The sequence below is a fragment of the Pseudomonas tolaasii NCPPB 2192 genome (assembly GCF_002813445.1).
In the GTDB taxonomy this organism is placed as follows: domain Bacteria; phylum Pseudomonadota; class Gammaproteobacteria; order Pseudomonadales; family Pseudomonadaceae; genus Aquipseudomonas; species Aquipseudomonas tolaasii.
Genome location: NZ_PHHD01000001.1, coordinates 932,370 through 945,997 on the forward strand (window position 1 = coordinate 932,370; position 13,628 = coordinate 945,997).

Here is a 13,628-nt window from a genome sequence, read left to right on the forward strand (position 1 = left end):
AGGGAATTTCTCCTGTTAGTGGGCGACGGCCGCAGCGCCGTGTTCGTCGATCAACGCACCGTTGTGGAAACGGTCGATGGAGAAAGGTGCCGCCAACGGGTGCATTTCACCCTTGGCCAGGCTGGCGGCAAACACGTTGCCTGAGCCTGGGGTGGCCTTGAAGCCACCGGTGCCCCAACCGCAGTTGAAGAACATGTTGGGTACCGGCGTCTTGGAGATGATCGGGCACGCATCCGGCGTGGTGTCGACGATGCCGCCCCACTGACGGTTCATGCGAACACGGGACAGCACCGGGAACATCTCGACGATGGCTTGAATGGTGTGTTCGATCACTGGGTACGAGCCGCGCTGGCCATAGCCGTTATAGCCGTCGATACCGGCGCCGATCACCAGGTCGCCCTTGTCGGACTGGCTGATGTAACCGTGTACAGCGTTGGACATGATCACGCTGTCGATAATCGGCTTGATCGGCTCCGACACCAGCGCTTGCAGCGGGTGTGATTCGATCGGCAGGCGGAAGCCCGCCAGCGAGGCCATATGCCCGGAGTTACCGGCCGTGACCACACCGACGCGCTTGGCGCCGATAAAGCCCTTGTTGGTTTCCACGCCGATGCACACACCGTTTTCCTTGCGGAAGCCGATCACTTCGGTCTGCTGGATCAGGTCCACGCCGAGGGCGTCAGCCGCACGGGCAAAGCCCCAGGCCACGGCATCGTGACGGGCCACGCCGCCGCGCCGTTGCACGGTGGCGCCGAGTACCGGGTAGCGCGTGTTTTTCGAGCAGTCGAGGTACGGGATCTCGTCGGCCACTTGTTTGGCGTTGAGCAGTTCGCCGTCCACGCCATTGAGGCGGTTGGCGCTCACGCGGCGCTCGGAATCACGGATGTCCTGCAGGGTGTGGCACAGGTTGTACACGCCACGCTGGGAGAACATCACGTTGTAGTTCAGGTCCTGGGACAGGCCTTCCCACAGTTTCATCGCATGTTCGTACAGGTGCGCCGACTCGTCCCACAGGTAGTTGGACCGCACGATGGTGGTGTTGCGCGCGGTGTTACCGCCGCCCAGCCAGCCTTTCTCGACCACGGCCACGTTGGTGATGCCGTGTTCCTTGGCCAGGTAGTAAGCGGTCGCCAGACCATGCCCGCCGCCGCCGACAATGACCACGTCGTAGACCTTCTTGGGGGTCGGCGTGCGCCACATTTTCTGCCAGTTTTCGTGGTGGCTGAGTGAGTGCTTGAAGAGGCCGAAGCCCGAGTAGCGTTGCATAGTCATTACTCCAAAACCGCGCTCAGCGATAAACCGGGAAATCAGCGCACAGGGCAGACACGTGCTTGGCCACGTTGGCCTCGACATCGGCGTCGCCGAGGTTGTCGAGGATGTCGCAGATCCAGCCGGCCAGTTCGACGCATTGCGGCACTTTGAAACCACGCGTGGTCACCGCCGGGGTGCCGATGCGCAGGCCCGAGGTCACGAACGGCGACTGCGGGTCATTCGGCACGGCGTTCTTGTTCACGGTGATATGGGCACGACCGAGGGCGGCGTCCGCCTCTTTGCCGGTGAGGCCCTGACGGATCAGGCTGACCAGGAACAGGTGGTTGTCGGTGCCGCCAGACACCACGTCATAGCCGCGCTTGATGAAGACTTCCGCCATGGCCTGGGCGTTGTCGATCACTTGTTGCTGATAAGCCTTGAAGCCAGGCTCCAGCGCTTCCTTGAAGCACACGGCCTTGCCGGCGATGACGTGCATCAGCGGGCCGCCCTGGGCGCCCGGGAACACGGCAGCGTTGAGTTTCTTTTCAATCTCTTCGTTGGACTTGGCCAGGATCAAGCCGCCCCGTGGACCGCGCAGGGTCTTGTGGGTGGTGGTGGTGACCACATCGGCATACGGCAGCGGGTTCGGGTACAGGCCAGCGGCTACCAGGCCGGCGACATGGGCCATGTCGACGAACAGCAGCGCGCCCACTTTGTCGGCGATCGCGCGAAAACGCGGGAAATCCAGGGTCTTGGAGTAGGCGGAAAAACCGGCCACGATCATTTTCGGCTTGTGCTCCACCGCCAGGCGCTCGACGTCGTCGTAGTCGATCAGGCCAGTGTCGGTGTTGATGCCGTACTGCACCGCGTTGTACAGCTTGCCCGAGGACGACACTTTGGCGCCGTGGGTCAGGTGACCACCGTGGGCCAGGCTCATGCCCAAGATGGTGTCGCCCGCATTGATCAGAGCCAGGTACACGGCGCTGTTGGCGGACGAACCGGAGTGCGGCTGCACGTTGGCGTAATCGGCACCGAACAGTTGCTTGGCGCGTTCGATGGCCAGGGCTTCCACTTTGTCCACATGCTCGCAGCCACCGTAGTAGCGCTTACCTGGATAGCCTTCGGCATATTTGTTGGTGAGGCCGCTGCCCTGGGCTTCCATCACACGTTTGCTGGTGTAGTTCTCTGACGCGATCAGCTCGATATGATCTTCCTGACGCTGCTCTTCGGCATTCATGGCCGCCAGCAGTGCGTCGTCATATCCCTGAATCTGGTCTTGTTTGCTGAACATCGCGTCTCTCCCAGCCTTTCGTATTGTTGAGGCCCTCGCAGGGCCCTTTGATGCGATGGTAGGGCTGGTGCAGACAGGTCAAATGCCTGCGCACGCCACGCAAAGGTGCGTTTACGACATTCATTGAGCGACGTAGATCAAATGTGGGAGCTGGCTTGCCTGCGATGGCATCACCACCGTTTGGCTGAGAGACCGAGGTGCCTGCATCGCAGGCAAGCCAGCTCCCACACGAGCCAGCTCCCACAGGGGTCAGGCGATGAATTGGCGGACGAGTAGCAGCAGCAGGAAATGCAGGGGATAGAGGGTATAGGCCCAGCGACGCATGGCCGGTGGCGAGGCGTTTTTGGCATGTCGCAACAAGACCAATCCGCCCAAAGGCGCGATCAGGCATGCGGCCAACCCCATAAACGCAACTGGCGTGCCGCTATTGAGCAGAATCTGCCATTGGTTGGCGGCGAGGCAGACCACCCCCGGCAATACGCTGAAATACCACCCCCGACAAAACACCAGCAGCATCGCCAGCGGTAACAACACACCAAAAAACCCGAACATCAGATGCGCGGAAAACACGCCGGCAATCGTGACGGCAATCAGCGCCAATCCTCGATCAAAAAGCGCCTTCTGCTGCCATCCTCGGGCAACCAGCAGGCCCAGCGCCAGGGTCGGCAGCACGTTCAACGTATCGGCATCGTCGATAAACAGGCGGTACGGCACTTCGCTGATCACGCTGAACAGCAACAGCCACCCCAGGTAGCGCCACTGACCGGTCACGGGTGCATTTCGTGTGCGGTGCAAATTCGCTGCAATCGCCAGGCAAAACCACGGGAACGCCAGACGCCCCGGCACATACAGCCCATCCAGGCTCAACCCGACATAGCGCAGGTGGTCCAGCACCATGCACAGCAGCGCCAGCCACTTGAGCAAATCCAGAGCGCCATCCCGGACGCGTCCCGCAGGCATCGTTTCAGTACCGTGCATAATTCCCCAGTGACTTTGCATTTACAGTGCGTGCGCACCCGCGACAATCTTGGTTACAGTGCGCACCAACATCGACCACAGGAATGGGCCATGACCGACAAGAGCCAACAATTCGCCAGCGACAACTATTCCGGCATTTGCCCGGAAGCCTGGGCCGCCATGGAACAAGCCAACCAGGGTCATCAACGCGCCTATGGCGATGATGAGTGGACCCACCGCGCCGCCGACGGTTTCCGCAACCTGTTCGAAACCGACTGCGAAGTGTTCTTCGCCTTCAACGGCACCGCCGCCAACTCCCTGGCGCTGTCTTCGTTGTGCCAGAGCTACCATAGCGTGATTTGCTCGGAAACCGCCCACGTCGAGACCGACGAATGCGGCGCCCCGGAGTTTTTCTCCAACGGCTCCAAACTGCTTACCGCCCGCACCGAGAACGGCAAGCTGACGCCGGAATCAATCCGCGAGATCGCCCTCAAGCGCCAGGACATCCACTACCCGAAACCGCGCGTGGTCACCCTGACCCAGGCCACGGAAGTCGGCAGCGTGTACACCCCGGATGAAATCCGCGCGATCAGCGTCACCTGCAAAGAGCTGGGCCTGAACCTGCACATGGACGGCGCGCGCTTTTCCAACGCCTGCGCATTCCTCGGCTGCTCGCCCGCCGACCTGACCTGGAAAGCCGGCGTGGACGTGCTGTGCTTTGGCGGCACCAAAAACGGCATGGCGGTGGGTGAGGCGATCCTGTTCTTCAACCACAAGCTGGCCGAAGACTTCGACTACCGCTGCAAACAGGCGGGCCAACTGGCGTCGAAAATGCGCTTCCTTTCAGCCCCGTGGGTGGGCTTGCTGGAAAACGACGCCTGGCTCAAGCACGCACGCCACGCCAACCATTGCGCGCAATTGCTGAGCAGCCTGGTGGCGGATATCCCTGGCGTGGAATTGATGTTCCCGGTGCAAGCCAACGGCGTGTTCCTACAGCTGTCGGAACCGGCGATTGCCGCGCTGACGGCCAAGGGCTGGCGCTTCTACACCTTCATCGGCAAAGGTGGCGCACGGTTCATGTGTGCGTGGGATACCGAGGAAGAGCGCGTAAGAGAATTGGCCGCGGATATTCGCGAAGTGATGGGCGCCTGATACTGGCGTATCGCCGAGTCTGTTATTTGATATTTCTGACAGCAGCGCGCTGCATTTTCATTGTCTAGCCTCCTGGAACCCGAAAGGAAAACGCTGCTGCAGCGGCGCCCTTTCGGGTACGACAGCCTGCCGAACAACCGGCCGGAAATGGACATCCAATAGAGAGCCAAACCATGGAATATGTCATCAGCGGCAACAACCTGCAAAACGACGACGCTATCAACACCACGGTCATTGATTGGGATGAGTTTCGCCAGAACGCACAAGTCGGCGACACCATCCGCGAGCCCTCAAGGACGCTGAGGATCTACGATAAAGTCTACGAAATGACAGCATCAGGCCAGAATTTCGTCGTCCACATCTACGCCCAATAACCCCTCAACTGACCGATCGTTCCCACGCTCTGCGTGGGAACGCCTCCCCGGACGCTCCGCGTCCCGCCCACACCCGATTTCAAGGATGAATTATGGGCAGAAGCCGCTACACCATCACCGAACCCGAGAAACCGCATTTCCTGACGTGCACCGTCATGGAATGGCTTTCTCTATTTACCCGCGACTACATCGTTGCTCATCTTTTGGAGTGTTGGCGCTATCAGCAACGTCACGAAGCGCTGAGCCTCTACGGTTATGTCGTTCTTGAAAACCACCTGCACTTTGTCGCCCAAGCGCCTGACCTGTGCAAGTGCGTCAGCCAATTCAAATCCTTCACCGCGCGCACGATCATCAATGACTTGCAAAGCAAGGGTGCGGAACGCGTGTTGCAACGCCTGCGTTTCAGCAAACGCGCGCACAAGTCGGATCGGATTTACCAACTGTGGCAGGAGGGTTCACATGCCGAGTTGGTATACAGCGAGACAGTGATGCGCCAAAAACTCGAATACATCCACAACAACCCGGTAAAACGGGGTTACGTGGACCTGGCCGAACACTGGCGCTACTCCAGCGCTCGCAACTATGCCGGAATGGAAGGACTGATCGACATCCAGCGCTGGCACTAAAGCGCAAGGCTTCACTCCTGCGTGAAGGCGGAACGAGCAGTGCCGACCCGATCGTTCCCGCGCTCTGCGTCACAACGCACGCAAGGCATAGGTCCTGCGTGAAAGCGGAACGCGGAGCGTCCCGGGGACATTCCCACGCGGAGCGTGGGAACGAGCAACGCACTGACCCGATCGTTCCCACACTCTGCGTGGGCATGCAGCCCGTGACGCTCTGCGTCACAACGCGCGCAAGGCACCGGTCCTGCGTGAAAGCGGAACGCGGAGCGTCCCGGGAGGCATTCCCACGCGGAGCTTGGGAACGAGCAATGCCGAACCGATCGTTCCCACACTCTGCGTGGGCATGCAGCCCGTGACGCTCTGCGTCACAACGCGCGCAAGGCATAGGTCCTGCGTGAAAGCGGAACGCGGAGCGTCCCGGGAGGCATTCCCACGCAGAGCGTGGGAACGATCAAGCCTGGGCTAGAATTCGATGCGCACGTCGCCTTTCGGCACGCTGCAGCATGACAGGATGTAACCCTCGGCCTCGTCTTCCTCGGTGATCCCGCCGTTATGGTCCATCTCGACTTCGCCACCCAGCTTCATCACTTTGCACGTACCGCAAATGCCCATGCCGCAGGCTTTCGGGATCAGCAAGCCCAGTTTGGCGGCCGCGGCGTGCACGGTTTCTCCCGGCGCCACGCGGATGCTTTTACCCGAAGCAATGAATTCCACCTGATGCAGATCCGCCAGGTCGATCTCCGGCGCTTCGGCCGCCTGTTCGGCTTGCTCCACCGCGTCCGCCCGGGCTTCCGGCGGCGTGGCGCCGAAGGACTCTTCGTGGTACCGCGACATGTCGAAACCCGCCACTTCCAGCAGGCGCTTCACCGCGTTCATGTAGGGCGTAGGCCCGCAGCAGAACACTTCGCGCTCGAGGAAGTCCGGCACCATCAGTTCGAGCATCTTGTGGTTCAGGTAACCGCGATACCCTGCCCAGGGTTCGCCCAGGCCGTGCTTTTCACAGATCAGGTGCAGGCTGAAGTTATCGATCCGCGACGCCATGTGTTCCAGCTCGCGGTGATAAATGATGTCTTTGGGCGAGCGGGCGCTGTGGATAAATGTCATGTCCACATTGGCGTTGGTGTCGTAGAACCAGCGCGCCATGGACATGACGGGTGTGATCCCCACACCGCCGCTGAGGTACAGCACTTTCGGGCTCGGGAAATCGATGGCGTTAAACAACCCCACCGGCCCGTGCACCGCCAACTCTTGCCCTTCATGAAGCGTGTCGTGCAGCCAGTTGGACACACGCCCGCCAGGTACGCGCTTGATGGTCACCGAGAAGCTGTAAGGCACCGATGGCGAGCTGGAAATGGTGTACGAGCGCATGATCGGCTGGCCTTCGATCTCCAGCTCAAGGGTGACGAATTGCCCCGGCTTGAAAAAGAACAGGATCGGCTGGTCGGCCATAAAGCAGAAGGTGCGCACATCCCAGGTTTCCTGGATGACTTTGACGCAACGGACAATGTGCCGGCCATTGGCCCAGGTCTGGGTGGTTACCGGATTCAGGAAATTATTGGACATGTTGTTCTCCGTAGCCGTGCGTCGGCCTGATGGTGGCGATTCTGCGTAACGGCAGAACCACCCATTTACCTATCTGCGACATTCACATACTTACCGCGACCAGCCCCCAACGACCTAGGGTTGCGCGTCGGGATCAGAGTGGGCCATGTCGCTAATGGACAAGGTTCTGGCAGTCGGCGGCCCCACACTCGCCTCAGACAACGACGTTTTCTTTACGCCTTGCAAAGCACCAACCGTAGCCACTATTCGCCGGCCACACAGAATGGCCATGAGGACACACACGATGGACGTCACCGCAACCTTAAGCTTGGGCGATCCGCTGGAACCCGCACGCAAGGCCACCGCGCAAATGCTGCAAGAACGCGAGCGCACCTTTTCGCTGCCGCAGCCGTTTTACTCTGATGAGCGGCTGTTTGATATCGACATGCAGGAGATCTTCCAGAAAGAGTGGTTGATCGCCGGCATGACTTGCGAGATTCCCACCAAGGGCAACTACCTGACCCTGCAGGTGGGCAAGAACCCGATCATTGTGATCCGTGGCGCCGAAGGCGTGGTGCACGCGTTCCACAACGTCTGCCGCCACCGTGGTTCGCGCCTGTGCACCAGCGACAAGGGCAAGGTCGCCAAACTCGTGTGTCACTACCACCAGTGGACCTACGAGCTGGACGGTCGCCTGCTGTTCGCCGGCACCGAGATGGGCGCCGACTTCGACATGAAGCAATACGGCCTGAAACCGGTGAATGTGAAGACCGCCGGCGGCTACATCTTCATCAGCCTGTCGGAGAACCCGCCGGCCATTGACGACTTCCTGTCGACGCTCACCCACTACATGGAACCGTACGACATGGAAAACACCAAGGTGGCGGTGCAAACCACCTTGATGGAAAAAGCCAACTGGAAGCTGGTGCTGGAAAACAACCGCGAGTGCTACCACTGCAACGCGTCGCACCCGGAACTGCTGAAAACCCTGCTGGAATGGGACGACGTCACCGATCCGCGCGCCGACCAGGCCTTCAAGGACCATGTAGCCGCCTCTGCCGCTGCCTGGGATGCCGAGAAGATCCCTTACGCCCACGCCAGCTTCGGCCTGCGCAACCGCATCGTGCGCATGCCGCTGCTCAAGGGCACCGTGTCGATGACCATGGACGGCAAACAAGGCTGCGCCAAGCTGATGGGCCGCATCAAGAACCCGGACCTGGGCTCGATGCGCATCCTGCACCTGCCGCACTCCTGGAACCACTGCATGGGCGACCACATCATCGTGTTCACCGTGTGGCCGATCAGCGCCCAGGAAACCATGGTCACCACCAAGTGGATCGTGCACAAGGACGCCGTGGAAGGCGTGGATTACGACCCGGCGCGCATGCGTGAAGTGTGGGACGCCACCAACGACCAGGACCGTCGCCTGGCCGAAGAGAACCAGCGCGGGATCAACTCCACTGCCTACCAACCGGGTCCGTACTCCAAGACCTATGAGTTCGGCGTGGTGAACTTTGTGGACTGGTACAGCGAACGCATGCTGAGCAACCTGGGCGCTGCGCCTGCGCCATACCTCAAGGGTGTGGCGGTGCACGAGTAACTGACACACCACAGACCAAACTGTGGGAGCTGGCTTGCCTGCGATAGCGGCGGTGAATTCACTGCCGACATCGCAGCGGTGCGACGATTCGACAAGCCAGCTCCCACATTTTTTTCTCCACATTGCTCATAATCTGATCAACCCTCCTGCAGCCCTGAAGCAGCAAGCACTCCAGCCTTTACCCAACAACTTATCCACAAAGCCACCCACAGCAATTGTGGGCAAGTGCGCTTTGCTCTTCAAATTAGTTGAAGAAAATCCATGACTTATTCAAAGTTCATGCTCTCGATCATGCTTGATCATTTATTGATCAAACCTTTTAAAGCCATATAAAACGTGGCCTGTAGCGGTACGCGAACACCTTATCCACAGAAGCACCAACAGACTTTGGGGGCAACTTTCACGGTGCTGTGGAAAACCGCCTCAAAGCTTCATAAACCGGGGAGATTCGGCGGTTTTCATCGAATAAAGTCTTGAATTGATCATATTTCAACCAACCCACTGAAAGCCTTTGTCTACGTGGCCTGCAGCCGATAGCGAACATCTTATCCACAGAAGCGCCAACAGACTTTGGGGGCAAGTCTGTACAAGCGCTCAAAGTTATTCAGTGAGAAAACCCAGGAAAAACCGTCAGTTAGCCTGGTCGTTTTTCGTACAGAGGGCTGGAGGGCTTGATTCACAGGGGGTATGGACAAGCGCGAACAGGTTATCCACAGGCGGATCAACAGGGATTGTGGGTAATCCCTCAGAGGCTTGCACGATTCAACATGAGAGCTGGCATATTTGTGGGAGCCGGGCTTGCCCGCGATGCAGGCAACTCGGTCTTGGGGGAAGTCGAGGTGATGCTATCGCAGGCAAGCCAGCTCCCACAGCGAATTAGCGGACGACGCCTTCCTCTATCAATAATTTGAGAATGGCCTCGGCGCCAGCTTCAGGAGTGAGCCCCTTCAGCACCTGCCCACCGCCGCCACTGGCCTTGGCGGTTGCGGCCTTCATCCGGTCCGCACCGCTCTTGGCCTTGATCACCTTGAGGCGCTTGGGACGAGGCTTGGCCGGTTGCAACACCGCGCCTGTGAATAACTCGTCCTCCTCCACCTCGACCTCATGGGCTGCCAGCTCGCCACGTTGCGCAGGGCCGTAGGCGCTTTGCCGAGGTTTGGGTGCGGCGTTATCCACCGTGGCCAGAAACGGCAGCCGCACTTTAAGGCGCCGCCGCTGGCCACGGGGCAAGGCTTGCAGCACATGGGCCACGCCGCCGTCGATGGACTCCACGTGCGCCAGCCCTACGATCAGAGGCCAGCCCAATTGTTCGGCCAGCAAAAACGGCAGCATGCCCGAGCCTTCGCCGGTTTCCGCCTGGCTGCCGGTGAGCACCACCTGGGCGTCGGCATCGCGTAAATAGTCACTGAGCACCGGCAAGGCGTCGCTGCCTGCAGGCTGTTCCAGCACCTGCAATTGCGGCAAACCCATGCCCAGATAACTGCGCAGGGTCGGCTCATGGACGTTGCCCGCGTGCAGCACTTGCAACTTATCCCCAGCCATCTGCAGGCCCAGTTCCACAGCGCGCGCGTCCTGCTCGGCACGGCGCGGGCGCCCTGAGGTGGGGTGGGCGCCGATGGACACCAGGCTGATTACATTCGTGGTCATGGCCATATCCTTAAGCTGCATCGCGATTGGCGCCGTTGCGGTAAGCCTCTACCGCCGCGATCAAGGCGTGCAGGATTGCGGCGCTTTCGCCGATCACCGACAGGTCGGCACGCTTGATCATGTCGCAACCCGGGTCCAGGTTGATCGCCACCACCTTGTCGCAGGCACCAATGCCTTGCAGGTGCTGGATAGCGCCGGAAATCCCCACGGCCACATACACCCGCGCCGTGACCCAGGTGCCGCTGGCGCCGACCTGGCGATCACGCGCCATAAAGCCGTCGTCCACCGCCACCCGCGAAGCGCCTTCGGTGGCGCCCAGTGCAGCGGCGGTCTGGTGAAACAGTGCCCAGTCCTTCACGCCGTTGCCGCCAGAGAAAATGAATTCGGCTTCGGCCATCGGAATGGCGGCCGGGTCCACGGCCACCGCGCCGAGGTCTTCGATGCGTGGCAGGCTGCGCGCCAGGGGTGTGGATAACTCCACCGGCAGCACTTCATGGCGAGTGTCACTGACGGGATCGGCACATTCGGCGGCCGCGAGAATCAGGCGAGGCAGCGGCCGGGCCAGGTCTTCCTGGCCCGCACCGGCGCGGCCAATGCACTCGTTACCCTTGATCTGCCACACCCGCGTGGCCGGGCGTTCCTTGAGGCTCGCAGCAAAACGCCTCCCCAGTTCTCCGCCACCGCTGCGGCTGTCGGGCAGCAGCCAGTGACGCGGATTGAACTGGTTATCCACAGCCCGCAGGCCCTGGACACGTTGCTCCGGTGAATAACCGTCGAATGCGTGGCCTTCCAACACCAGCAGGCGATCAACACCGGCTGTGGCAAACGCGCTTTCCTTGTGTTCGCCAAACACCACCGCCAGCACGGCGCCGTCGCTGCCGGCCAACTGCCGCGCCAGGCCGAGCAAGTCGCGGTCGTGGCTGCTCAGGCGGCCGCCGACCATGTCCGGCACCACGTTGATGTAGAACGCAGGCGCTGGCACCTGGTGCAACGGCAACTGCACTTCCACCGCCGCCGTGCGCTTGGCCGCACCGCCCTGCTGGGCACCGCTGCGATCGATACGCTTGATGCCGTTGGGGCCGATAAAACCCACGCCATGCACATTTTTGCGGATGACACCGTTGGGCCCCATCCAGCTGTGTTGTACCGGCTGCATCGCCGCGTGCAGCGGGTGCAGGCGGTTACGGGCGATCCATTCGGCCCGGGGGTCGCGGCGGATAATGTCGCTCATCAGTGCACCTGCGCAGGTTGACGTTTTAACGGGGCTTTGACCGGTGCGGCGTCTTCCAGCAACGCGTCGGCGACCAATTCGGCGATGTCCTTGATCAGCGGGCGCGGCTCAACCACACCTTCGAGCATCGCCGTGCACTGTGGACAACCTACGGCCACCAGCTCGGCGCCGGTTTCGCGGATGTCTTCCATGCGCATGTCCGGGATCCGTTGCTTGCCGGGAATGTCAGTGATCGGCGCGCCGCCACCGCCGCCGCAGCAGCGTGAACGGAAGCCCGAGCGTTGCATCTCCTTGACCTCGATACCCAGCGCACGCAGTACCTGACGCGGCGCCTCGTACTCGCCGTTGTAGCGGCCCAGGTAGCACGGGTCGTGATAGGTCACGCTGTTGCCCTTGTGCTGGCCGAGGTTCAACGCGCCTTCGCCGATCAGTTCGGCCATGAAAGTGCTGTGGTGCTGCACAAGGTAGTTGCCGTTGAAGGCGCCGTACTCGTTTTTCAGCACATGGAAGCTGTGCGGGTCGCAGGTGACGATGCGTTTGAAGCAGTACTTTTCCAGGGTCTGGATATTGCGCGTGGCCAGCAGCTGGAACGTCGCCTCATCGCCAAGACGGCGGGCGACGTCGCCGCTGTCGCGTTCTTCCAGGCCGAGTACTGCGAAATCAACCTTGGCCGCCTTCAGCACTTTGACGAATGCGCGCAGGGTGCGCTGGTTGCGCATGTCGAAGGCGCCGTCGCCGACCCAGAACAGCACGTCGGTGCTGCCTTTTTCGCTGAGCAACGGCAGGTTCAGATCCGCCGCCCAGTTCAACCGGCCACCCGGTGCAAAGCCGCCGGGGTTGTCGGTGGCGATCAGGTTTTCCAGGACTTCGGCGCCCTTGTTCGGCGTAGCGCCTTTTTCCAGGGTGAGGTGGCGGCGCATGTCGACGATGGCGTCCACGTGCTCAATCATCATCGGGCACTCTTCCACGCAGGCGCGGCAGGTGGTGCACGACCAGAGGGTTTCGGCATCCACCAGGCCGTTGACGATCGGCTGGTGCGGGTTGCCGCCGTGTTCGCCCACCGGTTTGCCGGGATAGGGGCTGCCGGCGAACCTGGCGTCGGTGCCACCGGCCAGGCCCACGACCATGTCCTGGATGAGTTTTTTCGGGTTCAGCGGCTGGCCGGCGGCGAACGCTGGGCACGCGGCTTCGCATTTGCCGCACTGCACGCAGGCGTCAAAACCGAGCAGTTGGTTCCAGGTGAAATCCTTGGGTTTTTCCACGCCCAGCGGCGCGGTTTTATCGCTGAGGTCCAGCGGCTTCAAACCGGTGGAACGGCCACCGCCGAAGCGCTCGGCACGGCGGTGCCAGGCCAGGTGCAGGGCGCCGGCGAAGGCGTGTTTCATCGGGCCGCCCCAGGTCATGCCGAAGAACATTTCGGACACGCCCCACAACACGCCCACGCTCAGCAATGCGGCGAGCAACCAGCCGCCGAAGTCCGCCGGCAGAATCCCGGCCACCGGCAAAGTGACCAGGAAGAAGCTCACCGAGAACGCCATCAGGCTTTTCGGCAGGCGCATCCACGGGCCTTTGGACAGGCGTGACGGCGGGTTGCGACGGCGCAGGTACACGAAGGTAGCGCCGACAAACATCAGCACCGACGCCAGCAGCAGCGCGTAGCCGAGAATGCGGTTATGCAGGCCGAAACCGTGCACCAGAATCGCGAGCAGCGCCGACAGCACAAAGCCGAGTGCCGTGGCGACGTGGGTGTTGGCAATGTATTTGTCGCGGGCGACCACATGGTGCAGGTCAACCATGTAGCGCTTGGGCATGGCCAAAAGGCCGCCCAGCAAGTCGACCTCAGACGCGCGGCCACGGCGCCACATGTTCACCCGGCGCAGGGCGCCGAGGACGGCAAGGCCCAGGGCGGCGAACAAGAGAATCGGAAGAAGGGTGTTCAGCATGGTGAAGCTCCCAAAGA

General features: G+C 61.2%; 11 protein-coding genes. 4 read left to right on the plus strand and 7 right to left on the minus strand.

Annotation, left to right across the window (positions count from 1 at the left end):
* Positions 1 to 15: 15 nt before the first annotated feature.
* The 3 genes from ATI14_RS04345 to ATI14_RS04355 form a co-directional block, all read right to left on the minus strand.
* A complete protein-coding gene (locus ATI14_RS04345) occupies positions 16 to 1,266 on the minus strand; it encodes a sarcosine oxidase subunit beta (RefSeq protein ID WP_010207084.1) in 1,251 nt (416 codons plus the stop codon).
* A gap of 22 nt (positions 1,267 to 1,288) precedes the next feature.
* Positions 1,289 to 2,542 carry a serine hydroxymethyltransferase gene (glyA, locus tag ATI14_RS04350; protein ID WP_016972855.1) on the minus strand — a complete coding sequence of 418 codons (1,254 nt, stop codon included), beginning with the start codon at positions 2,540 to 2,542 and terminating at the stop codon, positions 1,289 to 1,291.
* 249 nt (positions 2,543 to 2,791) lie between these two features.
* Positions 2,792 to 3,520: a TraX family protein gene (locus tag ATI14_RS04355; protein ID WP_031320170.1), complete on the minus strand. Its 729-nt coding sequence runs from the start codon at positions 3,518 to 3,520 to the stop codon at positions 2,792 to 2,794.
* A gap of 90 nt (positions 3,521 to 3,610) precedes the next feature.
* On the opposite strand from ATI14_RS04355, the gene ATI14_RS04360 reads away from it, so the two are divergent.
* From ATI14_RS04360 to ATI14_RS04370, 3 genes are all read left to right on the plus strand, one after another.
* On the plus strand, positions 3,611 to 4,651 hold the full coding sequence (locus ATI14_RS04360) for a threonine aldolase family protein (RefSeq protein ID WP_016972857.1): 1,041 nt from the start codon (positions 3,611 to 3,613) through the stop codon (positions 4,649 to 4,651).
* 173 nt (positions 4,652 to 4,824) lie between these two features.
* On the plus strand, positions 4,825 to 5,025 hold the full coding sequence (locus ATI14_RS04365) for a hypothetical protein (protein WP_016972858.1): 201 nt from the start codon (positions 4,825 to 4,827) through the stop codon (positions 5,023 to 5,025).
* Between the two features lie 92 nt (positions 5,026 to 5,117).
* Positions 5,118 to 5,651 (plus strand): REP-associated tyrosine transposase, encoded by a 534-nt coding sequence (locus ATI14_RS04370; protein ID WP_080520144.1) that lies wholly within the window; start codon positions 5,118 to 5,120, stop codon positions 5,649 to 5,651.
* A 459-nt stretch (positions 5,652 to 6,110) separates the two neighbouring features.
* Here the strand turns inward: ATI14_RS04370 and gbcB are convergent, their stop codons facing one another.
* A complete protein-coding gene (gene gbcB / locus ATI14_RS04375) occupies positions 6,111 to 7,211 on the minus strand; it encodes a glycine-betaine demethylase subunit GbcB (protein ID WP_016972860.1) in 1,101 nt (366 codons plus the stop codon).
* A 283-nt stretch (positions 7,212 to 7,494) separates the two neighbouring features.
* Between gbcB and gbcA the strand changes: the two genes are divergently transcribed.
* Complete coding sequence (gene gbcA / locus ATI14_RS04385) at positions 7,495 to 8,790, plus strand: glycine-betaine demethylase subunit GbcA (protein WP_016972861.1); 1,296 nt, start codon at positions 7,495 to 7,497, stop codon at positions 8,788 to 8,790.
* Between the two features lie 876 nt (positions 8,791 to 9,666).
* Here the strand turns inward: gbcA and etfB are convergent.
* From etfB to dgcB, 3 genes are read right to left on the minus strand one after another with little or no spacing between them, the layout of a single operon-like run.
* Complete coding sequence (gene etfB / locus ATI14_RS04390) at positions 9,667 to 10,437, minus strand: electron transfer flavoprotein subunit beta (protein WP_016972862.1); 771 nt, start codon at positions 10,435 to 10,437, stop codon at positions 9,667 to 9,669.
* Positions 10,438 to 10,447: 10 nt separating this feature from the next.
* Complete coding sequence (gene etfA / locus ATI14_RS04395; RefSeq protein ID WP_016972863.1) at positions 10,448 to 11,668, minus strand: electron transfer flavoprotein subunit alpha; 1,221 nt, start codon at positions 11,666 to 11,668, stop codon at positions 10,448 to 10,450.
* Positions 11,668 to 13,611, minus strand: a complete 1,944-nt coding sequence (gene dgcB / locus ATI14_RS04400; protein WP_016972864.1) for a dimethylglycine demethylation protein DgcB — start codon at positions 13,609 to 13,611, stop codon at positions 11,668 to 11,670. The genes etfA and dgcB overlap by 1 nt, the downstream gene beginning before the upstream one ends.
* Between the last annotated feature and the right edge of the window lie 17 nt (positions 13,612 to 13,628).